18 protein-coding genes are annotated in these 22,674 nt (G+C 63.5%); 15 read left to right on the forward strand and 3 right to left on the reverse strand.

Annotated elements, in window-relative coordinates; genetic code table 11:
- Positions 1-8: 8 nt before the first annotated feature.
- The 3 genes from pflA to CQ12_RS07315 all read left to right on the forward strand — a co-directional run bounded on the left by pflA (position 9) and on the right by CQ12_RS07315 (position 3,424).
- On the forward strand, positions 9-836 hold the full coding sequence (pflA, locus tag CQ12_RS07305) for a pyruvate formate-lyase-activating protein (RefSeq protein ID WP_057834663.1): 828 nt from the start codon (positions 9-11) through the stop codon (positions 834-836).
- 27 nt (positions 837-863) lie between these two features.
- Positions 864-2,465, forward strand: coding sequence for an aspartate:alanine exchanger family transporter (locus tag CQ12_RS07310; protein WP_057834664.1), 1,602 nt, complete (start codon positions 864-866; stop codon positions 2,463-2,465).
- Between the two features lie 113 nt (positions 2,466-2,578).
- Entirely contained in the window at positions 2,579-3,424 is an 846-nt protein-coding gene (locus CQ12_RS07315; protein WP_057834665.1) for a formate/nitrite transporter family protein, read from the forward strand.
- A 29-nt stretch (positions 3,425-3,453) separates the two neighbouring features.
- Here CQ12_RS07315 and CQ12_RS07320 read toward each other — a convergent pair whose 3' ends face one another.
- A complete protein-coding gene (locus tag CQ12_RS07320) occupies positions 3,454-5,646 on the reverse strand; it encodes a DUF3141 domain-containing protein (RefSeq protein WP_057834666.1) in 2,193 nt (730 codons plus the stop codon).
- Positions 5,647-5,769: 123 nt separating this feature from the next.
- On the opposite strand from CQ12_RS07320, the gene CQ12_RS07325 reads away from it, so the two are divergent.
- The 4 genes from CQ12_RS07325 (at position 5,770) to CQ12_RS07340 (ending at position 9,376) form a co-directional block, all read left to right on the forward strand.
- On the forward strand, positions 5,770-6,288 hold the full coding sequence (locus tag CQ12_RS07325; protein WP_057834667.1) for a GNAT family N-acetyltransferase: 519 nt from the start codon (positions 5,770-5,772) through the stop codon (positions 6,286-6,288).
- Positions 6,289-6,531: 243 nt separating this feature from the next.
- Positions 6,532-7,077 (forward strand): TRAP transporter small permease, encoded by a 546-nt coding sequence (locus CQ12_RS07330; protein WP_057834692.1) that lies wholly within the window; start codon positions 6,532-6,534, stop codon positions 7,075-7,077.
- A 1-nt stretch (position 7,078) separates the two neighbouring features.
- On the forward strand, positions 7,079-8,386 hold the full coding sequence (locus CQ12_RS07335; protein WP_057834668.1) for a TRAP transporter large permease: 1,308 nt from the start codon (positions 7,079-7,081) through the stop codon (positions 8,384-8,386).
- Positions 8,387-8,398: 12 nt separating this feature from the next.
- A complete protein-coding gene (locus tag CQ12_RS07340) occupies positions 8,399-9,376 on the forward strand; it encodes a TRAP transporter substrate-binding protein (RefSeq protein WP_057834669.1) in 978 nt (325 codons plus the stop codon).
- 75 nt (positions 9,377-9,451) lie between these two features.
- Here the strand turns inward: CQ12_RS07340 and CQ12_RS07345 are convergent, their stop codons facing one another.
- Positions 9,452-10,219: an SDR family oxidoreductase gene (locus CQ12_RS07345; RefSeq protein WP_057834670.1), complete on the reverse strand. Its 768-nt coding sequence runs from the start codon at positions 10,217-10,219 to the stop codon at positions 9,452-9,454.
- 79 nt (positions 10,220-10,298) lie between these two features.
- A complete protein-coding gene (locus CQ12_RS07350; protein WP_245309783.1) occupies positions 10,299-11,162 on the reverse strand; it encodes a DUF2066 domain-containing protein in 864 nt (287 codons plus the stop codon).
- Positions 11,163-11,493: 331 nt separating this feature from the next.
- On the opposite strand from CQ12_RS07350, the gene CQ12_RS07355 reads away from it, so the two are divergent.
- The 8 genes from CQ12_RS07355 (at position 11,494) to CQ12_RS07390 (ending at position 22,667) form a co-directional block, all read left to right on the forward strand.
- Positions 11,494-12,744 (forward strand): ABC transporter substrate-binding protein, encoded by a 1,251-nt coding sequence (locus tag CQ12_RS07355; protein WP_057834671.1) that lies wholly within the window; start codon positions 11,494-11,496, stop codon positions 12,742-12,744.
- 126 nt (positions 12,745-12,870) lie between these two features.
- Complete coding sequence (locus tag CQ12_RS07360; RefSeq protein WP_057834672.1) at positions 12,871-13,698, forward strand: AraC family transcriptional regulator; 828 nt, start codon at positions 12,871-12,873, stop codon at positions 13,696-13,698.
- Positions 13,699-13,827: 129 nt separating this feature from the next.
- Complete coding sequence (locus CQ12_RS07365; protein ID WP_057834673.1) at positions 13,828-14,838, forward strand: branched-chain amino acid ABC transporter permease; 1,011 nt, start codon at positions 13,828-13,830, stop codon at positions 14,836-14,838.
- A 1-nt stretch (position 14,839) separates the two neighbouring features.
- Positions 14,840-15,922: a branched-chain amino acid ABC transporter permease gene (locus CQ12_RS07370; protein WP_057834674.1), complete on the forward strand. Its 1,083-nt coding sequence runs from the start codon at positions 14,840-14,842 to the stop codon at positions 15,920-15,922.
- A complete protein-coding gene (locus CQ12_RS07375) occupies positions 15,915-16,697 on the forward strand; it encodes an ABC transporter ATP-binding protein (protein ID WP_057834675.1) in 783 nt (260 codons plus the stop codon). The genes CQ12_RS07370 and CQ12_RS07375 overlap by 8 nt, the downstream gene beginning before the upstream one ends.
- Positions 16,690-18,915 carry an ABC transporter permease gene (locus CQ12_RS07380; protein WP_057834676.1) on the forward strand — a complete coding sequence of 742 codons (2,226 nt, stop codon included), beginning with the start codon at positions 16,690-16,692 and terminating at the stop codon, positions 18,913-18,915. Before CQ12_RS07375 ends, CQ12_RS07380 begins: the two co-directional genes overlap by 8 nt.
- Before the next feature lie 2 nt (positions 18,916-18,917).
- Positions 18,918-19,751, forward strand: a complete 834-nt coding sequence (locus CQ12_RS07385; protein WP_057834677.1) for a phosphoenolpyruvate hydrolase family protein — start codon at positions 18,918-18,920, stop codon at positions 19,749-19,751.
- A 24-nt stretch (positions 19,752-19,775) separates the two neighbouring features.
- On the forward strand, positions 19,776-22,667 hold the full coding sequence (locus tag CQ12_RS07390; protein WP_057834678.1) for a flotillin family protein: 2,892 nt from the start codon (positions 19,776-19,778) through the stop codon (positions 22,665-22,667).
- Positions 22,668-22,674 lie beyond the last annotated feature (7 nt).

Consider the following 22,674-nt stretch of genomic DNA (forward strand, 5'->3'; position numbering starts at 1 on the left):
AGTCATCGATGTCGACTCCGGGTGCACTCGAATCGGGAAGCCGTCACGACCTGCGTACGGGCGCCTCGCCCGACGCGCCCGATGAGGACAAGTTCAAGGACGAGCAAGGCGCGTACGGATACTGCCATTCGTACGAAACCTCATCCCGGTACGACGGTCCCGGCCTGCGGGTCGTGCTGTTCGTGTCGGGCTGCCTGCTCCGATGCACCTATTGCCATAACCCCGACACCTGGCATCTCAAGGACGGGACCTATGTATCGGCCGAGCAGGTGCTGCGCCGTCTCGGCGAATTTGCTCCGGCGCTGCGAAGCATCGATGGCGGGCTGACGATATCGGGCGGCGAGGCGATGGTGCAGCTCGCCTTCGTCAAGCGCATCTTCGCCGGCGCCAAGGAAATGGGCCTGCACACGGCCATCGAGACGTCCGGCTTCCTTGGCGATCGCGCCGATGACTCATTTTTGTCGGTCGTCGACCTGGTGCTGCTCGACATCAAGAGCTCGGATCCGGACACCTACCGAAGGGTCACGGGACGGGACCTCGCGCCGACGCTGCGCTTCGCGGAGCGTCTCGCGTCGATCGGCAAACCGGTCTGGGTCCGCTTCACGCTGGTGCCCGGCCTCACCGACGATCCCGCAAATGTCGAAGGCATCGCGAGGTTCGTCGCGCCCATGAAGAACGTCGAATGGGTCGAGGTGCAGCCGTTCCACCAGATGGGCTCGTTCAAGTGGAAGGCAATGGGCCTCGACTACAAGCACCACGATACGCCGCCTCCTTCGCGCGAGCTGGTCAACCGGGTTCTCGGCCAGTTTCGCGATGCCGGCTGCCGCGCCCGCTAGCAGATCAGTACCGATCCGGAGAAACAGATGTTGGACCTTGCCCGCGATATCATCGGAAGCCAGCCGATCCTGACGGCATTTCTCGCGATCGGTGTCGGCTATCTCGTAGGCCAGATCAATATCGGTGGCTTCTCGCTCGGTGTGGGCGCCGTGCTGTTCGTTGGCCTCGCCATCGGTGCATTCGCGCCGAAAGCCCAGATTACAGGCCCCATCGGTCTTACCGGCCTGATCATGTTCCTTTACGGCATCGGAATTCTCTACGGCAAACAGTTCTTTGAAGGCATGGTCGGCTCCGGGCAAAAATATAATCTGCTTGCGCTGGTCGCGTGCCTGGCAGGCCTCGGCATGGCACTCGGGCTCGGACAGATATTCGGCGTCAAGATCGGTCACACGCTCGGCATCTATGCCGGATCGATGACGAGCACGGCAACGCTGCAGGCTGCCCTTGACGTCACCAAGACCAAGGATCCGTCGATCGGATATTCGATTGCGTATCCGTTCGGCGTCATCGGCCCCATTCTGTGCATCTATTTTATGACACGATTGGTGCAGCCGAAATTTCCGGCGAAGGTGCAGCGCTTTCACATGGGTGAGATTTCCATCGGCGCGGGCTTTGCCGGTCGCACGCTCGGCGAATTGAACAAGGAGTTTCTCAGGGACGTCCAGGTGACGATGGTTCGGAAGGCGGGACAGAATGTTGTTCCCGGGGATGGTACGGTTCTGTCCGCCGGCGATGCGGTGCTGGTCGTGGCCGACAGCCAGGATGCAATTGCGAACGCCGCAGCCAGGCTCGGAAAGCTCGAGCCGGGCCGGCTGGCCAGCGACCGGGCCGACCTCGATTACATCAGGGTCTTCGTCGGCAAGGCAAACGTGGTCGGCATTCCGCTTTCCAGCCTGCCGATGCCGTCGGGCGTTCCGGCGCACCTGCTGCACGTTCGGCGCTATGATGCTGACCTCGTGCCTTCGCCCGACCTGATGCTCGAATTTGGCGATCGGGTCGGCGTGTTGACGCCGCCGGATCGCAAGGAAGAAATCCGCAAGCATTTTGGCGACACGATCAAGGCGACCGCCGAGTTCAGCTATGTGTCCCTCGGGCTCGGGATGGTGCTCGGTGTTCTGCTCGGTCTGATCCCGATCCCGATTCCGGGCGTGGGTATCGTGACCCTCGGCATCGGCGGCGGACCGCTTATCGTGGCGCTCATCCTCGGAAAATTGCGGCGCACCGGGCCTATGCTCTGGACCATGCCGCTTCCGGCAAACATCGTGCTGCGAAACTTCGGCCTTGCGATGTTTCTTGCCACCGTCGGCGTCAATGCCGGCCAACCCTTTGTCCGCACCGTCGCCGAATCCGGCTTCACCATGCTGTTCATTGGCGCCGCCGTTCTCCTCACCACGGTCGCAATCGTCCTGCTGGTTGGCCACTACGTCATGCGAATTCCCTATGACGATCTCGTCGGCGTGGCGTCGGGGGCGACCGGCAATCCGGCCATCCTCGTCTACTCGACCAAGATGGCCCCGACCGAGCGGCCTGACATCGGTTACGCCATGATCTTCCCGTCGATGACGCTGGTGAAGGTGATCGCAGTACAGATTGTCGGCCTCCTGACGGTGGCAGGCAGCGTCAACTGACCGGCGGCCGAAATCGAACGGCCGCGCGTCGCAGAACTTGAGCCGACTGCACTTGCCTACCTTGCCGAACGCGCTCTCGCTCACGGCGGCGAGCAGGGAACAGGAGAGACAGCATGTCGGATAAAGAGGCACAACAACCCGCCCTCTTTAGCCTGAACGCTTACAGTGCGGCCGAGATCAAGGAGGCAATCGAGAAGGTTGGCGTCAAGAAGACAAGGCTCCCGTTCCTGGCTTCCTTCATGCTGGCGGTTATTGCGGGTGGAAGCATCGGGTTGGGCGCCCTGTACTATACGATCGTCGCCAGCGATGCGGAGCTCGGTTTCGCCACAACGCGGGTCCTGGGTGGATTGGTATTCTCGTTGGGGCTCGCACTGGTTCTGGTTGGAGGAGCCGAGCTGTTCACTGGAAACAACCTGATCGTCATGGCCTGGGCGAGCGGTAGCGTGTCAATGAAGGAGATGCTGGCCAACTGGGTCACTGTGTATTTCGGCAACCTGGCCGGTGCGCTTGGCCTCGTCCTGCTGGTGTTCTTTTCTCATCATCTCGACATGAACGGCGGCCGCATCGGTCTGTCGATCCTGAATACGGCCGTTGCAAAGATTCAACCAGATACCTTCACCCTGTTTGTCAAAGGTATTCTGTGCAATTTGCTGGTTTGCCTGGCGGTGTGGTTGGCTTATGCGGGGCGGTCGGTCACCGACAAGATTGTGGCGCTCATATTACCGATCTCCGCCTTCATCGCTGCGGGATTCGAGCACTGTGTCGCCAACATGTATTTCCTGCCGTTGGCGTGGCTGCTGACGCAAACCGGCGGCGTACCGGCCGGCTTTGATGCCTCGTCAATAACGCTCGCGGGAATCGTGCACAATCTGGTGCCCGTGACGCTCGGAAACATCGTCGGCGGATCCGGCCTGGTCGGTATCGTTTACTGGCTCATCTACCGGGCAGCGAAACGCTGAGGACCGGCTTCGCCCTCAGCGATCTATTTCTATGATGCCTTCTTTGCCGTATGCCCCTCATCGAGGCCGAACAGCCCGGCCACCTGTTTCAGGCGCTTTGCCACCTCGCCCGATATTTCGGCGCTGGCCGACAGCACCTCCTGGATCGCCGCAAAGGTCTTGCGACGCTCGTCCTTGTTGTTGGGCAGGAGTTTTGGAATGGCGGCAAGCGCGGCGTCCCGATCGATCAGCAGCATGAAGAACTGCTCGCGGACCAGCGTCTTGAACTCGGCGAGCGTGAGCCGCGCAGACTCGTCGGCCCGGCGAAGCCGCCGCAACGCCTCAAGGCTGCGTTCGTCGACCATCCCGCGGGCCGATCCGACATAGAGCAACGCGCGGAGGCCGGCTTCCCTCAGGCCACCGGCGCCGATCTTCGACTTCAGCTCCGCGATGCGGGCCTGCAGCCTCTCGCGGTGTTTCGGGTCCATCTCGCGAAGGCGCGAGGGGGTGGATTGCGGATCGACGCCGACCGCCGATTGCAATGCCGGCGAACCATAGATCGCCAGGAACATCGCCTCGCTGAGCGCTTCCTGCTGGTCGCGCCATTGATCGAGCGAGCTGACGATCTGCTTCGATATCCTCTCCTGGAGGGCGAAGAAGGGATTGTCGTCGTCGACCGGCTTGCGCTCCTCGCGCGCCTTGTCTGCCGCGTTCTCCACCACGGTCATCAACGGATTTTTGCTGCTGAACGCCTGATATTGCAGCCGGAGCGGATGCCAGTTGCGCATCATTTCCGCCATCTGCGGCGTGACCATCGATTTGACCCAGGGCTGCACGTACTTCCGGTAAGCCTCGAGGTTCCTCTCCGAGACGCGCTTGGCGGTTTCGAAGCGGCGCTCGTCCTCCGGCGAATTGCCGCCCATGGCTCTGATATCGTCAAGCGTACGCGCCTCGCAGCGCATCACCCATTGCCCGACAGTCAGGTCGTCATTGGTCGTGTCGGGGCCCCTCGCCTCGAATGTCGCTTCATACAGGCCGGGCGGCAACACGTCGATCAGGTCGATATTGCTGGAGAACTCGGCATGCTCCTTCTTGGCGACGCCGCCGGAAACGAAGATGCCGAGATGTCCGATGCTCTCATGTACCGTGTAGACGATGGTCTGCCCGTAGGCCCTGATCTCGTCGACATCGGCATAGAGGTCGAGAATCCAGTCGAGTGCCTGCTGCGGCGGGGTGATGTTGTCGCCCTTGGAACAGAACACCACGATCGGAGACCTGATATGGCGCAGGTCGACCGCAGTCCCGTCGGACATCTTGACCCGGCCGGCGGCCAGATTGTTGCCGATAAAGAGTTCATCGACGATGAACTGGATTTCTTCGGCGTTCAGATTGACGTGGCCTCCCCACCAGCGTTCGAATTCGAGATAACGCTCGGTCTCGGTGTCGACCTTGGAATAGACGTTGTACTGCTTGGTCCAGAGCGTGTTCGAGGGATTCTGGTTCTCGAAATTCTGCACCAGCCAGGCGCCGTCGAACTTCCCGGCGCCGAGATCGCTGGTAAGCGCCGTGAGCCAGCTTCCGCCGAGCAGACCGCCCGAATAGCGCATCGGGTATTTGCCGTGGACGCCGGCCCAATAGGCCAGCGGCGCGCCGGCGATGATCAGCGGGCCGAACAGTTCCGGCCGCAGCGAAGCGAGGATCATCACCGCCCAGCCGGCCTGGCAGTTGCCGATCACGCACGGCTTGCCATCGGCCTCGGGATGCCGCTCGATCACCTTTTCGATGAAGATCGCCTCGGCGCGCGCGATCCGCTCGATCGTCTGGCCCGGCATCGGCTCCGGCAGGAATCCGATGAAGTAGCAGGGATGGCCCGCCTTCATGGCGACGCCGATCTCGCTGTCAGCCTTGAAGCCGCCGATGCCGGGACCGTGACCGGCACGCGGGTCGACCACGACGAAGGGACGGCGCTTCGGGTCGATCTCCACGCCCCTGGGCGGGATGATGCGCACCAGCGCGTAGTTGACGGGCTGATCGAACTTCCGGCCGTCCATGATCAGTTCCGCAGCATAGGACAGGACATGCGGCGCGGTTTGGGCGACATGGTCCCGGTACTGGTCGCCACGTTGACGCATGATGTCGAGGAACAGCACGCTGCGCTGTCCGGCATCCACCATGTATTCGACCGCATTTGCAACGAGCCCGGACATCGCACGGCCCGGCAGTTCCGGCTTTTCCAAGGTCATGATTTCGATCCTTCTGGCGAATGCGGATAGAAGGCGGTCCGGACCCCGCAGACTTTGATTTAGGTCAATCCCGCCCGCGCGCTCGCCGTCCTTGCTTGGGCGCTTGGACCGGGAGAAAGTTCGATGACGGCGCGCGAAAATTACTCCGCTACCGAATCCTTGCGTGACGGCCGCGGGATCGAAATCCGCGCGTTGCGACCTGATGACAAGGACGACATGCTGGCGGCCATCGGTCGCACCGGCGCACAGTCGCTGCAACGCCGCTTCTTCGTGGCGAAACGCGGTTTCTCGGAGAAGGAGGTCGCCTTCTTCATGAACATCGATTTTGCCGATCACGTTGCACTCGTCGCGCTTGCCGAGGAAGACGGACGCAAGGTCATCGTCGGCGGCGGGCGTTACATCGTCACCGAGCCTGGCAAGGCCGAGATCGCCTTTGTCGTGATCGACGACTATCAGGGCCAGGGCATCGGCACGCTGCTGATGCGTCACCTCGCCGTCATCGCCCGCAAGGCGGGGCTGAAGGAATTGATCGCCGAGGTACTGCCCGAGAACGCCGCGATGCGAAAGGTGTTCAGCAAATTCGGCTTCCACGTCCGCCGCGGCAGCGACCCACAGGTTGTGCATCTCGCGTTCACACTCTGAACGCACTCCAACCCGCCGAAGACGGGCTGCCCTTCCCGCGACCTGATCCGCAGGATTTGCCCCCTCCCGCCTTGACGTCCTCGCACAACTCCGGAAACCTGCGCCCTCTTCTGGGGACTGATTTCCGCCATCCACTTTCGGCCCGGCCAGGATCGGCAGGCCCTTCCGGAAGGGAACGGCTAGGGGAGTTGGTACGTCTATTGCTTCCGGGCGATAAGCGTGCGAGGGGGTAAGGACTTGAATATGATCCGCGTGTTTCTCGATCGGCTCTACCTTTTCTCCGGCTATCTCGCCGGACTTTTCCTCATTGCGATTTTTGTGCTGATGCTGCTGCTGTCGGGTGGCCGGCCGCTCGGAATCAATATTCCCGCGGGCGATGATTTCATCTCCTGGTGCATGGCGGCGACCGCCTTCCTCGGGCTGGCACACACATTCAAACACGGCGAGATGATCCGCGTCGGCCTGCTGATCGACCGTCTCAGCGATCGTGTCCGCCACTATGTCGAGATCGCAGCACTTCTGGTCGGCGTCGGCTTTATCGGCTTTTTCGCCTGGCACGCCGCGGTCATGACGTGGCAGTCGTGGAAGTTCTCCGACATTTCGCAAGGCGTCATCGCGGTGCCGCTATGGATTCCGCAGCTCGGCTACAGCGGCGGTCTCGTCATTCTTTTCATCGCCTTCGTGGATGAGCTGATCCATGTGCTGCGCGGCTTTACGCCGCGCTACGAATTGCCGAAGCCGCAGAGCGCCGAGGAAATCGTCGAGCGCGCCATGCAGAGCGGGGTCTGACATGGAGCTGCTCTCCATCGCCGCCATCCTGCTCGGATTTCTGGCGCTGCTGCTCGGCGCCGGCGTCTGGATCGGCGTCGCCCTGATGGCGACGGGATGGGCCGGCATGCAATTCGCCGGCGGCGCCATTCCGGCCGGCAGCGTGCTGGCGACCACCGTGTGGGGCAACAGCGCGTCATGGTCGCTCGCGGCATTGCCGCTCTTCATCTGGATGGGCGAAATCCTGTTTCGCACGCGCCTGTCGGAGGAAATGTTCCGCGGATTTGCGCCGTGGCTGAACTGGCTGCCGGGCCGGCTCATGCACGTCAATGTGCTGGCCTGCGGCGTGTTCGGGTCGGTGTCGGGATCGTCGGCCGCGACCTGCGCCACAGTTGCCAAGATCGCCCTGCCCGAATTGAAGAAGCGCGGCTATGACGAAAACCTGAGCTTGGGATCCCTGGCCGGTGCAGGCACGCTCGGCATTCTGATTCCGCCGTCGATCACCATGGTGGTCTACGCGGTGCAGGCGAACGTCTCCATCATTCAGGTATTCCTCGCCGGGTTTCTGCCGGGCCTGCTGGTGATGGCGCTCTATTCCGGCTACATCGGAATCTGGTCGCTCGCCAATCCCAGCCGCACGCCGCCGGCCGAGCCGCCGATGAGCTTTCGCCAGCGCATCTCGGAATCGCTCAATCTCATTCCATGCCTGCTGCTGATCATTTTCGTCTTTCTGTCGCTATTGATGGGCTGGGCGACGGCGACGGAATGCGCAGCCTGGGGCGTGTTGGGATCGCTCGCGATCGCATGGTGGCAGGGCGCGCTGACCTGGGAATCCTTCTGGGCCAGCGTCATGGGCGCGACGCGCGTCAACTGCATGATCCTCTTGATCCTGGCGGGCGCCTCCTACATGGGCACGTCGATGGCCTATACCGGCATCCCGCTCGCGCTCGCGAGCTGGGTGAACAGCCTTCAGCTCAGCCCCTATGCGCTTATTGCGGCGCTCACCGTGATGTACATCGTGCTGGGCACCGCGCTCGACGGCATTTCCATGATCGTGCTGACCACCGCCATCGTGATTCCGATGGTGAAGCAGGCCGGCTTCGATCTGGTCTGGTTCGGCATATTCCTGGTGCTGGTGGTGGAGATGGCGGAAGTCTCTCCGCCCGTCGGCTTCAACCTGTTCGTCCTGCAGACCATGAGCGGCAAGGATTCCAACACGGTCGCCAAGGCCGCCCTGCCCTTCTTCTTTTTGCTAGTACTGGCGGTGGCCATCATCACGGTTTTTCCTGATATCGTGATGCTGCTGCCGCGGATAGCGTTCCCCGGCTAGAAAGAGGTATTTGTGATGTTCAAACTTATAAAGACCTGCGCAATCGCCGCCTGCGTCGCGGCGCTCGCCGCTCCCGCCATGGCGCAGACAAAATGGAATCTTCCCGCGGCCTATCCGGCGGACAATCCGCATTCGGTGAACCTGATCGCATTTGCCAAGGACGTGGCCGACGCCACCGGCAACAAGCTGCAGATCACCGTGCATCCCGCGGCATCGCTGTTCAAGGCCCCGGAAATCAAGCGCGCGGTCGCGACCGGACAGGCGCAGGCGGGCGAAGTCCTGATCTCGCTGCATGAGAACGAAGATCCGATGTTCGGCATCGACGTCATCCCGTTCCTATCGACGAGCTACCCGGCAGCCAAGAAGCTGTGGCTCGCCTCGAAACCCGCGATCGAAAAGAAGCTCGCGTCGCAAGGCCTCATGCTGCTGTTCGCGGTGCCGTGGGGGCCGCAGGGCATTTATGCCAAGAAGGACCTCAACACGGTTGAGGACATGAAAGGCCTGAAGTGGCGCGCCTATAACGTCGGCACATCGCGCATCGCCGAGCTTGTCGGCGCCCAGCCCGTCACCATCCAGGCGGCGGAACTGCCGCAGGCACTGGCGACCGGCGTCGTCAACGCGTTCATGACCTCGGGCTCGACCGGCTACGACAGCAAGTCCTGGGAAACCATGACGCATTTCTATGATACGCAGGCCTGGATTCCGAAGAACGTCACCTTCGTGAACAAGGCGGCGTTCGACGCGCTCGACAAGCCGACCCAGGATGCGATCCTCAAGGCGGCAGCGGTCGCCGAAGAGCGCGGCTGGAAACTCGCGGAAGAAAAGGCGAAGTGGTATCTCGAACAGCTTCAGGCCAACAAGATGAAGGTGCTGCCGCCACCTGCCGCGCTGAAGACGGGGCTCGAGAAGATCGGCGAGCAGTTGACGGCCGATTGGCTCAAAAAGGCCGGCGCCGATGGCGAGGCCGTGATTGCCACGTATAAGAAGTAAAGCCCTCCTTATTGTGGGCTCGTGGCGTCCGGCGTTGATCGCCGGACGCTATTTTTTGCGGCGACTGAGGCGGGATCAGAGACAGGTCGTGATGCCGCCGTCGACATACAGCGTGTGACCGTTGACGAACGACGAGGCGTCTCCCGACAGGAAAACGGCGGCGCCGATCAGTTCGTCGACGTTGCCCCAGCGGGAGGCCGGCGTGCGCTTCTCCAGCCATGCTGAAAATTCGGGATCGTCGACCAGCGCCTGGTTCAGCGGAGTCTTGAAGTAGCCCGGCGCGATGGCATTGATCTGCAGCCCGTGTTTGGCCCAATCGGCGCACATGCCGCGGGTGAGATTCTTGATCGCTCCCTTGGTCGCGGTGTACGGGGCGATGCCCGGCCGCGCCAACTCGCTCTGGACCGAGGCGATGTTGATGACCTTGCCCTTTCCGCGCGGGATCATGTGCCGCGCGACGGCCTGGCCGACATAGAAGGCGCTCGATACATTGGTCCTGAGCAATTGCTCCCACTTCTCCGCAGGAAAATCCTCCAGCGCGGTGCGAAACTGCATGCCGGCATTGTTGACGAGAATATCGATCGGCCCATTGGTCCGTTCGATCGCGGCAATGCCTTCGCGGACATCCTCGGCGACGGTCACATCGAAGCCGGCGACGGCAACCGCATGTCCGGCTGCGGTCAGGTTCGCGGCGGCGGCATCGAGCTTGCTGCGCTCCCGCCCGTTCAGGACGACGGCGGCGCCGTGCTCGGCGAGCCCTCGCGCGATGGCGAGCCCGATCCCCTGGGACGATCCGGTGATGAGCGCTCGCTTGCCGGCGAGATTGAACAGTTCAAATGCCACGGTGCAACCTTCTCCATGAAGAACGGATTCGAATGGACGTAGAAATACGGCGCACCGCGGTCAAGCCAAAATCTGCCCGTTACTGCCCCGACAAAACTTGAGCCGCGCCGCCGATGCCGCGCCGGAAGGCTTCATCGAACGTCACGCCGCTAACCTGCCAGCGGTGGGTCCGGCCGGCCCAATCGATCTGCCACTGCGTGGCCCAGCCGAGTTGCCGGTCATCCCAGACCAGCCGCCCGGTCAGAACGGCCTCCGCGTCCTGTTCAGCTGCAACAGGCGCAAGCGCCGACAACGGCGTCGTGCCGAGCGTCTCGCCCGTGATGTTCGATTTCGCCAACGCCGCCGCGCCGGGTACCACGATAAGCATGCCGCGCTTGTCAGCCGCGGCGAGCAACGCGTCGCGCTGCAGGTCGGACTGGGTTCCATCGATGGTCACGATAAACTTCCTTGGGCCCTGCTCCATCGCGACAAAGACTGCAAGCACGGGACGGTGTGAAAGCCAGGGCTTGAGGCCGAGCTTCTTGAGGATCTCGTTGATCTTGCCTTCGTCAAAATCGACCGTGAGGTCGTAGGGCCGATCGCGGGTGCCCTGCTCATCGCGAATGGGTTTGCCAAGGAATTGATCGCGATAGCTGAAGGTCGTGACAAAATCCTTTGCCTTCGATTTGTAGGGCGCCAACCGCCGGTCGCCGGCGAGTTTCTGCGCGCCGGATACCTTGATCAGAACGTCTTCCAGAGATGTCGTGAAGCCGGCGATGCGGTTCGCTTCGCCCTGCCCCGTCACGGTGACCTTCGTGCGATAAAGCTCGGCGCCCACGCCAGCCATGCTGCCGGCGCACCAGATCAAGACGGCAGCAAGCAATGTGCTGACAATCGGGCGGTTCCGCTGCCGGATGCTGCTCTCTTCGATCATGTGTTTGTTCTTGTGCTTGTTCTTGGGCATTCGTTCGTCATTGCGGAAACGCCAGCTTTTCAAACAGCGTGGCTTGCCAGCGAAATCAGGGACTTATTGCGTCGTCCTTGCGCTCCACCATCTTCGATCACGACCCTCGATCATTGCAAACCTCGTCGCGGCGCAACATGCAAAATGAGACTACCGGTCAAGTTGTGAGAGGTGAAGCTGCGTGCGTTGCCCTCGTCATCAGCTAGTTTTCGCCCGGCGGTCCCGGTCGCCATGCATTCCGGCTGCACGATCAAGCAATCGGCCATCCACGGCATGGCGGGTTTGGAACGACCTGACGATACAAAAACCGGCGATACAAGGGAGGGGTTCGATGTTTAAAAGCTGTGCGGGACTGGTCGCGCTGAGCAGCCTGTTGCTTTCCAGCGCCGCCATGGCCCAGGAGAAAATCAAGGTCGGCGTCACCGCGACGCTCGAAGGCACCTATACCGTGCTCGGCGAGGACGGCATACGCGGACATCAGACGGCCATCAACACGCTCGGCAAGAAAGTCGGCGACAAGGAAATCGAATTCATCATCGCGTCGACGGATGCCACGCCTGATTCCGCGGTTCGTGCCGTGCGCAAGCTGATCGAACAGGACAAGGTCCAGATCCTGCTTTCACCCCTGTCCGGTGACGAAGGCATCGCGGTCAAGAACTTTGCCAAGACGCGCCCGGAACTAACCTTCATCAACGCCGCTTCCGGCGCGCAGGAAACCACTTATGTCGACCCGGCGCCGAACTTCTACCGCTACAACATGGACGGCGCCCAGTGGCAGGTCGGCCTTGGCAAATACGCCTATGAAACCAAGGGCTATCGCAAGATTGCGACGGTCGGAGACGATTATTCCTTTATCTACACGCAAGTGTTTGGGCTGGTGCTGGAGTTCTGCGGCGCCGGCGGAAAGGTCACCAATCGGCAATGGGTGCCGCTCGGCACCAAGGACTTTGCCTCCGTCATTGCCGCCCTGCCCGACGACGTCGATGCGATCTATCTCGGCCTCGGCGGCGCCGACGCCGTCAACTTCCTGAACCAGTATCAGCAGGCGGGCGGCAAGGCGCATCTGATGGGCGGCTCGATCATGGTCGACCAGACCATCCTTTCGGCCAAGGGGAATGCCAAGAATGCCCTGATCGGCACCATCGCCGCCAGCGGCCAAGCTGACACCTGGGAAGATCCAGGTTGGCAAAAGTTCGTGAAGGCGTATCAGGATGCCTTCCCGCCCAACAAGCGCTTCCCAAGCCCGTCGCTGCTCGCCACCAACTACTACAACTCGACGGCGGCGCTGATCCTCGCGCTGCGTCAGGTCAACGGCGACCTCAGCAACAACCAGGCGAAGTACAGGGAGGCGCTTGCCAAGATCGAGCTCGATGCGCCCAACGGCAAGATCAAGCTCGACTCCAACCGTCAGGCCATCGGCACCAATTTCGTCACCGAAGTGGTGGATGACGGCAAAGGCGCCTTGTTCAGCAAGGTCGTGAAGGTGATCCCGAACGTGAACCAGACGCTCGGTTACGACCCGGCGGTCTTCTCCAAGATCGGGCTGCCGAGCCGAACGGTTCCGGAATGTAAGAAGTACTGACTCTTCGCATTTGCGAACGGGCCCCGGTCACGCCGGGGCCCGGGCAAACGCCATCTAAGCTTGCATTCGCTCCCCGGATGTTGAACGCTGGCGGAAAAGACAAGAACATCCCGCGGGAGGGAAGGCATGAGCAAGGCTCTCGCCGTCTTCCACGGCCGGTTCGGTCGCGCGACGGTCTATCAGTTGAACCGCCCCTTCAACATGCATGCGCATCGCGAAGGGCACCTGATCTTTCATGTCGGGGGAACACCGGCGCGCATCGATGTGTGCGATGAGCGATGGCTTCTCGCGGAAGATTCCATTGTTGCCATCAACCCCTGGGAACCACACAATTTTGTCCCGACGGACATGGAGAACGGCGCGATCTTCTTCGTGCTCTACGTCAACGCCGAATGGTTCGCCCCTGACGCGGCGCGGGCTCACGGCCTGCGGTTCGGCCACACCTGTTTCAAGCGTACGGTCGCCCTCGACAGGCATATCCGGCGAACCGCGGCGCTGGTCTGCGGCGCACCCTCGCTAAGCAGTCTCGATAGCGAACTCAGGCAGTTGATCGACGGATGCTATGAGGAGAGCTGGCAGAGTTCCGAGCCGGTGCAGGAGATGCGCACTGCCAGCGCCATCACCGACTTTCGCGTTCGCAAATCCATCAAGCTGATGTCGGAAAGTCCGGGCGCGGAGATCGAACTGGATTCGATCGCGCGGGCCTCCGGGCTGTCGCGCCCGCACTTTTACCGGCTGTTCCGCACCCAGACCGGCGTCACCCCGAACCTCTATCTCAATACACTGATCATGGAACAGGCGCTGGACGCGCTGGTCGCGACCGAGGTGCCGATCGCCGATATCGGCTTCGATCTCGGCTTCTCCTCTCAGAGCGGTTTCACCCGCTTCTTCGCCGCCAATGTCGGAATGGCGCCGACGGAATACCGCCGCGCCGCCAAAGTCTTGCGCCCCTGAGCGCAGAGCGCGCGAAAAGATACTGACAATCAAGTGCAAGCTCCGCGGCCCCATTAGGATGGTCCCAAAACGCGAGCCGAAACGGCCGCGCGTCTGGGAGGACGGCATGGTGACGGCCGCGCTGCTACCGTGACACGATTCATCGAACGCCATCCGGCATGGGCGCTGATCGTCTTGATCGCGGTCGCGGTGCTGTTGTGGCTGATCCTTGCCGTCTGGCCGCCCGGCCTCGAAGAAGCGTTCGGCAGGAAGCGGGTCTTTCTCAACGCCGTCTTCAACGGCATCACGCTCGGCGGCCTCTACTTCCTCGTGGCGAGCGGATTCACGCTGATCTTCGGGCTGATGCGCAACGTCAATCTGGCGCATGGCTCGCTCTATCTGTTCGGTGGCTACATCGGTTACGCCATCAGCGCCTGGACCGGTTCCTGGATCCTCGGCTTCGTCATCGCGTTTCTCGGCGTCGCCCTGGTCGGCATCGTGCTGCAAATCGTGGTCTTCCGCCGCATGGAGGGACAGGATCTGCGCCAGACCATGGTCACGATCGGGCTCTCGATCGTGTTTGCGGACCTGATGCTGTGGGCATTCGGCGGCGACTTCTACCAGATCCAGACCCCGAGCTGGCTGGTCGGCCCGGTCGAATTGCCGCTGGTCACCGCGGTCAGATCCTCCGGCGAGGCGGTCTATCTGCGCTATCCGATGGTGCGGCTCGTGATCTTCGTCGCCGCCGTCGTGATCGGCATCGCGATGTGGCTGGCGCTCAACCGGACCCGTGTCGGCATGATGGTGCGCGCCGGTGTCGACGACCGCGACATGCTCGCGGCCACCGGCGTGCCGATCCAGCTCGTCTTCGTGGCCGTGTTCGCACTCGGCGCCGGGCTAGCCGGCATCGCAGGCGTCGTCGGCGGCACCTTTCAGTCGATCTCGCCCGGCGAGGATACCCGGTTCCTGCTGGCTTCGCTCGTGGTCGTGATCGTCGGCGGCATGGGGTCGATCCCGGGTGCGGCGCTCGGCGCCGTCATCATTGGTCTCGCCGAACAGCTTGGCTCGGTCTACATCCCGACCTACGCCATCGTCGTGACTTTCCTCATCATGGTTCTGGTGCTGGCGCTGCGGCCGCAGGGCCTTCTGGCGAGGCGTTGACATGTCGCTGGTCCAGGGCACCCATCCTCAGACCAGTCAGCCGGCAAAGGCGCGCGCGATACTGCTGGCGTGGCCGGAATTCAACAAGCCGGCGGTCTGGCTGGTCGCCGTGATCCTCCTGATCATGCCGTTCATCGCCAACGGTTTCTTCCTGATCGAGATCTTCGCCACGACGCTGATCCTCGGAACCATCGCGCTCAGCCTGATGTTCCTGGCCGGCTATGGCGGCATGGTCAGCCTGATGCAGCTCACCGTCGCGGGCTTTGCTGCCTACATGGTCGCCGTGTTCGGCATGAGCGCCAACACCAATATCAGCCTTGGCTGGCCGTGGTGGCTCGCAACGCCGATGGCGCTGGTGCTCGCGACCGCATTCGGCACGCTCGGCGGCGCGCTCGCGGTGCGCACCGAGGGCATCTACACCATCATGATCACGCTCGCGATCGGCGCAGCCTTCTATTATTTCACCAACCAGAACTGGGCGATCTTCGGCGGCCATACCGGCATCAACACGGTCGCGACGCCGAAATTCTGGGGCGTCGACTGGCGTTCCGACATTCCCTTCTATTACATCACGCTGGGCGTCGCCGCGTTCTGCTATTTCGCCGTCCAATATGTCTCGCGCGCCCCGTTCGGCCTTGCGCTGCAGGGCGTGCGCGACAATCCCCGCCGCATGGCGGCGCTCGGTTTCAATGTCAACGCACACCGCGTGGCCGCCTATGCCTTTGCCGCCTTCATCGCCGCGCTCGGCGGTGTGCTGCAGGTCTGGAACTACCGGCAGATCTCGCCCGGCTCGGTCAGCGTCGGCGCCTGCATCGACATCCTGATCATTGCGGTGGTCGGCGGCATCTCCCGTCCCGTCGGTCCCTTCATCGGCGCCTTGATCTTCGTCATCCTGCGCACCTTCGCGCTCGATCTGCTGGTCAAGTTCGGTCTCGACGGCAACCGCTTCCGGCTGCTGATCGGGCTCGGCTTCCTCGCCATCGTGTTCTGGTCGTCGGATGGCGTGATCGGACTGTGGGAGCGCTGGCGCCGCCGTACTGCGGCCACTGACGCGCGTCCGGGCGGAGGGAAGCCGCATGGATAATGGCGCGCCACGCTTTTCATCAGTCGCTGCCGGCGCGGCGCTGGAACTGCGCGGCGTGACCCGGCTGTTCGGCGCGCTCGCGGCGCTGACCGACGTCACCATCACGGTTCGTCCGGGGGAGCGCCGCGCCGTGCTCGGCTCCAACGGCGCCGGCAAGACCACGCTGTTCAATTGCGTCACCGGCGACTTTCCGCCGTCATCCGGCACCATCCGCTTTTTCGGCGAGGATATCACGCACTTCCCGCCCTATGAGCGCATCAGGCGCGGCCTGCGCCGCACCTACCAGATCTCGGCGCTGTTCCCCGGCCTCTCGGTGCGGGACAATGTCTATCTCGCCTGCCGCGGCGTTTCCCGCGGACGATTTTCGGTGCTGCGCCCGGGTACCAACGACGCCCTCATGCATGCGAGCGAAGCGCTGATCCAGGCCGTGCATCTGACAGCGGTCAGAGAACAGCGCGTCGCGGAACTTGCCCATGGCCAGCAGCGGCAGCTCGAAATCGCGCTCGCGCTGGCCGGCGCGCCGCGCTTCATCCTGTTCGACGAGCCGGCCGCGGGGCTATCCCCCACCGAGCGGCGCGAGCTGATCGAGATCCTGACGTCGCTGCCCGCCCATATCGGCTACATCATCATCGAGCACGACATGGATGTCGCGCTCCGCGTCGTCGAAAGCGTGACGATGATGCACAACGGCCGTGTATTCAAGGAGGGATTGCCGCACGAGATCGAAGCCGATCCCGAGGTGCAGGAACTCTATCTGGGGGCCGGTCATGCCTGAGAGCCGCCGCACCGCCCCCGCGCTCGAAGTCAAAGGCCTCGACGTCTACTACGGCCACTCGCATGCGCTGCAGGGCGTCGACCTGACGTTGGATTCCGGCGTGTTCTCGGTGGTCGGCCGCAACGGCATGGGCAAGACCACGCTGTGCAAGACCATCATGGGCCTGCTGCGGGCGAGCGGCGGCTCGGTCCGCGTGCGCGGCGAGGACATCACCCGTCTCAGCCCGGCGCGGATCGCGCAAGCGGGCGTCGGCTATGTGCCGCAGGGCCGCCGGCTGTGGCGGTCGCTCAGCGTCGCCGAACATCTGGCGTTGGCGGCCGGGATGCGGCGCGGCGCCTGGACCATCGACCGCATCTACGAAACCTTTCCCCGTCTGGCCGAGCGCAAGGACCATGGCGGCGGCCAGCTCTCCGGCGGTGAGCAGCAGATGCTGGCGATCTCCCGCGCGCTGCTGACCAACCCGCAGCTTCTGATCATGGACGAGCCGACCGAAGGTCTTGCGCCCGTCATCGTCGCCCAGGTCGAGGACATGCTCGTGCGGCTCGGCGAGGACGGCGACATGTCGGTGCTGGTGATCGAGCAGAATATCGGCGTCGCCACTGCGATCTCGAAAAATGTCGCGATCATGGTCAATGGCCGCGTCAACCGCATCATCGACTCCGCGCGCCTTGCGGCCGATCGCGAGTTGCAGCAACGCCTGCTTGGCGTCGGCGTCCATGGTGCCGAGCCGGAACTGGATATCGCCGCCGCCGACGCACGCGCCGAAACGCGTCCCGCGCCGCCTCGCGCCCCGAGTGCAGCGCCGGTTCGGATCTACATCTCCAATCCCACGCTGCCGACGCGCTGGTCACAGCCGATACCCATCGCCCGCATCGAGAACGCAGCGCGCACGCTCTCGGTCGGCGTGACGCGCATCGAAGATGCTGCGCGGCAAAAGCGTCAGGCCGGCGCGGGCGTGCAAACGGTACCCGGACCGCCCGTCGTCCTCGTCGTCGGAACGCTCGATACCAAGGGCGAGGAGTTGCGGTTCATCCGCGACGTGCTTGCCGGTCAGGGCTTGCGGACGCGGCTGGTCGACGTCTCCACCAGCGGTAAGCTCTCCACCTGCGACGTCTCCGCGCAGGAAATCGCGCTCAATCATGGGCGCGGCGGATCGAGCGTGTTCGGCGCCGATCGCGGTGCGTCAGTCTCGGCGATGGCGGACGCCTTCGCCAACTGGCTGCGCCGCCAGGGCAATATCGCCGGCATCATTTCGGCCGGCGGCTCCGGCGGTGCCTCGCTGGTCGCGCCGGGCATGCGCGCCCTTCCCGTCGGCGTGCCAAAACTCATCATCTCATCGGTCGCCTCGGGAGATGTCGGCCCCTATGTAGGCCCTGCCGATATCACCATGATGTATTCGGTCACCGACGTGCAGGGCCTCAATTCGATCTCGCGCGCCGTGCTCGCCAACGGCGCCAACGCCATTGCCGGCATGGTCAAGGCACGGCTCGACAATCAAGCCGCGAATGAGCGCAGGGCGCAGGCCGATCTGCCGGCCATCGGAATCACCATGTTCGGCGTGACGACGCCAGCCGTGCAGAAGCTCGCGGCCGATCTGCGCAACGATTTCGAGTGCCTGGTCTTCCACGCCACCGGCGTCGGTGGCCGCTCGATGGAAAAGCTGGTCGATTCCGGAATGCTCGCCGCGGTCGTCGACCTCACGACGACGGAAGTATGCGACCTCCTGATGGGCGGCGTATTCCCGGCGACCGACGACCGCTTCGGCGCGATCATCCGCAGCCGCCTGCCCTTCATCGGCTCGGTCGGCGCACTCGACATGGTCAATTTCGGCGCGCCCGATACGATTCCGGAACGTTACCGCCAGCGCAAATTCCACGTTCACAATCCGCAGGTGACCCTGATGCGCACCACGCCGGAGGAGAATGAACGGATGGGACGCTGGATCGGCGACAAGCTCAACCGGATGGACGGGCCGGTGCGCTTCTTCCTCCCCGAAGGCGGCGTCTCCGCACTCGATGCGCCGGGCCAGCCGTTCTGGGATCCGGAAGCCGATGCCGCGCTGTTTACCGCGCTGGAACGCAGCGTGCGCCAGACCGGCAACCGTCAGCTCATCCGCATCAAGCGTCACATCAACGAGCCCGAATTTGCATCCGCCATCGTCAACGCGCTCCGCCCGCTGGTCGGACGCCCGGGGACGCGTCGGAAAGTCGCGAGGTGACCATGGCGAAGTTCGAACGTTCAGCGATCCTGAAGAAGTTCCGCAACATGGTCGCCAAGGGCGAACCGATCGTCGGCGGCGGCGCCGGCACGGGTCTATCAGCCAAATGCGAAGAGGCCGGCGGCGTCGACCTGATCGTCATCTACAATTCCGGCCGCTACCGCATGGCCGGCCGCGGCTCTCTCGCCGGCTTGATGCCCTATGGCGATGCCAACGCCATCGTGGTGGAGATGGCCGGCGAAGTGCTTCCGGTCGTCACGAAAACGCCGGTGCTCGCCGGTGTCAACGGCACCGATCCGTTCCGCGACATGGATACCTTCCTCGATCAGCTCAAGGCGCTGGGCTTTGCCGGCGTGCAGAACTTTCCGACCGTCGGGCTGATCGACGGCGTCTTCCGCGCCAATCTCGAAGAGACCGGCATGTCCTATGCGCTGGAGATCGACATGATCGCCAAGGCGCGTGACAAGGACATGCTGACGACGCCTTACGTGTTCAGCGAAAGCCAGGCCGCCGCGATGGCGATCGCAGGCGCCGACATCATCGTCTGCCATCTCGGTCTCACCACCGGCGGCGCGATCGGCGCGCATACCGCGCCCAGGCTCGAAGACTGCCCGGAGCAGATCGACACCTGGGCGTCAGCAGCGCTCAGCGTCAATCCCGACATTCTGGTGCTGGCTCATGGCGGGCCGATCGCCGAGCCCGACGATGCCGACTTCATCATGAAACACACGCGCAAATGCCACGGCTTCTACGGCGCCTCCTCGATGGAGCGCCTGCCGGTGGAGCGGGCGCTCACGGAACAGGTTCGTAAATTCAAGGCGATCGGCGCGCGGTAACGCCGAGGGCAAAGGGAGGAGAAGATGTCGGGGACTCTGGTTGGCGAGTTGATCCTCTGGCTGATCGTTGCGATCGTCGTGATCGCCATCGTCGTCTATATCGTGAACTGGCTCTATCACCGGTCGTCGAAGGAAGTGTCCTTCGTCCGCACTGGTCTGTTGGGCGAGCGCGTCGTCATCAACGGCGGCGCCTTCGTGCTGCCGTTCATTCACGACTATACGCCCGTCAACATGAACGTGCTGCCGATGGGCATCGTGCGGGCCAAGCACGAGGCGGTGATTACCCGCGACCGCATGCGGATCGACATCGAGGCGGACTTTTATGTCCGCGTGCAGCCGACCCGCGAGGCGGTCGCGATTGCCGCCGCAACGCTCGGACGGCGCACCCTCGAACCCGAGCAGTTGCACGCTTTGCTCTCCGGCAAGTTCGTCTCCGCGATCCGCTCGGTCGCTGCCGAAATGACCATGGAACAGATGCATGAGCAGCGCGGCGAATACGTCGCCCGCGTCAAGGCCGCCGCCGCCGAAGCGCTGGCCCAGAATGGCCTCGAACTTGAATCCGTCGCCATCACCGACCTCGACCAGACCGACCTCGAATATTTCAATCCTTCGAACCGGTTCGACGCCGAGGGCCTGACCCGGCTGATGGAGGACATCGAGGCCAGGCGGAAGCTGCGCAACGACATCGAACAGGATTCGATGATCAAGATCCGCTCCCGCAACCTCGAAGCCGAGCGTCAGGCGCTGGAGATCGAGCGCGAGAGCGAGACCGCCCGTCTCGAGCAGGAGCGCGACATCGAAATGCGCCGCGCGCTGCAACGCACGGAAGTGGCCCGCGAACGCGCGCTGCGCGAGACCGAGGCCGAACAGGCGCAGATTTCCGCCCGCGAGGCCATCGAGAAAGCCCGCATTGCGAATGAGCTTGCCATCGCCGAAGCCCGCATCGCTTCCGAACGCGAGACACGGCACCGCGAGATCGAGCGGACGCGCGCAGTCGAGGAAAAGGAACTGCTCGCGCGCGAGGAGATCGAGAAGGCAAAAATCGCCAACCAGCGCGCGGTCGATACCGCGCGTATCGCATCGGAGCGCGAGGTTCGGCAACGCGACATCGAGCGCACGCGATCGGTCGAGGAAGCCGAGATCACAGCCCGCGAAGCGGTCGAGAAGGCGCGCATCCAGCAGGACCGCGCCATCACTGACGCGCGGATCGCCAATGAGGAGGAGACCCGCAGGCGCGAGATCGAGCGCACCCGTGCGGTCGAGGAAGCCGAAATCGCGGCACGCGAGGCCACCGAAAAGGCCCGCATCGCCCAGACCACGATCGTCAACGTCGAACGTATCGCCTCCGATGAGCGCACCCGCGCGCTGGAGATTGCGCAGGTTCGCACCATTCAGGAAGCGGAAATCGAGGCGCAGAAGGCCGTGGAAGCCGCACGGATCGCCCGCGAGCGGACGCTCGCCGCCGAGCGGATCGCCGCCGAACACACCACGCGCAAGCTGGAGATCGAGCGCAACCAGGCGCTGGAAGTCGCGGGGATCACGGCACGAGAGACAACCGAAGCGTCACGTATTGCCCAGGAAGAGCGCGTTCGCTCGCTCGAAATCGCGCGCAACCGCGCCGTCGAGGAGGCCGACATCGCCTCGCGCGAAGCCATCGAGGCCGCGCGCATTTCCCAGGAGAAGACGGTTGCCGCCCAGCGCATCCGGGCCGAGAAGGAAACGCGAGGGCTCGAAATCGACCGTACCGAAGCCATCGAGACCGCCGAACTCAAGCGGCGCGATGCGATCGAGCGGCGGCGCGTCGAAGTGGAACTGGCGTTGGAGGCGGAACGCATCGCCTCGTCGAAGACCCGCGAAGTGCTCAATATCGATCAGAAGAAAGCGGTCGAGATCGCCGACGAGGAGCGCGTGATTGCGCTCGCCGCCAAGCGTTCCGAGCGGATCGATGCCGACCGCCAGGTCAAGCAGGCCGAGATCATCGCGCGCAAGGAAGTCGAGACGTCAGACGTTTCGCGCGAACAGGCGCTCGAGGCTGCCCGGCTTTCCCGTCGGCGCGCGATCGAGCAGCTCGAAGTCGCCCGCGTCCAGGCGCTGCAGGAAGCCGAGATCGCCTCCCGCGAGGAAGTCGAGCGCGCGCGCATTGCGTCCGACCGCGGCCTCGATGAAGCGCGCATCGGCCGCGAGCGTGATCTGCGGAAGTTGGAGGTTGGTCGCGAAAAGGACGTCGAGACGGCGCTGATGGAAAAGGCGATCGCCCTCTATCAGAAATCGCTGGAGGAATCCGCCGCCAAGGTGGCCGCCGAGGATGCCCGCGTGCGGGCGACGGAAGCGGCCGAGCGTGTCGTCACCGCCCGCGAAAGCGAGATCGCCAAGCGGCGCAAGACGGTGGAAGTGCTGCTCGCCGAGAAGCAGGCGGAAGAAACCAGGATCGCGGCCGAGGCCGAGCGCGTGCGCGCCGCCGTCGAGGCCGAGGCGCAGCGGCTGCTCAACGAAGCCGAGAACGTGCTCACCGACCAGGCGCGCTACTCGCTGTTCCGCCGCAAGCTGCTCGACCGTATCGAGGGCATTGTGCGCGAGAGCGTCAAGCCGATGGAGAAGATCGAGGGCATCCGGATTCTCAGTGTCGACGGCCTCAACGGCAACGGCATCGGTGGTGGCGGCGGCGGCCGCAGTGCCACCGACGAGGTGATCGATTCGGCACTGCGCTATCGCGTGCAGGCGCCGTTGATCGACTCGATCCTCTCCGACATCGGCGTCGAGGGCGGCAGCCTCGCCAAAATGCCTGGCCTCATTCGCGAGGCGCGCGACATGCAGGGCATCAAGGATTCGACGCGCAAGGGCAAATCGGACGCCGCTCCTTCGGGAGACGCTCCCGGCGAGCCTCCCGCCGAACGCGGACCGCGCAAGAAAGGTTGAGATCACG

The organism is Bradyrhizobium jicamae (assembly GCF_001440395.1).
GTDB classification, from domain to species: domain Bacteria; phylum Pseudomonadota; class Alphaproteobacteria; order Rhizobiales; family Xanthobacteraceae; genus Bradyrhizobium; species Bradyrhizobium jicamae.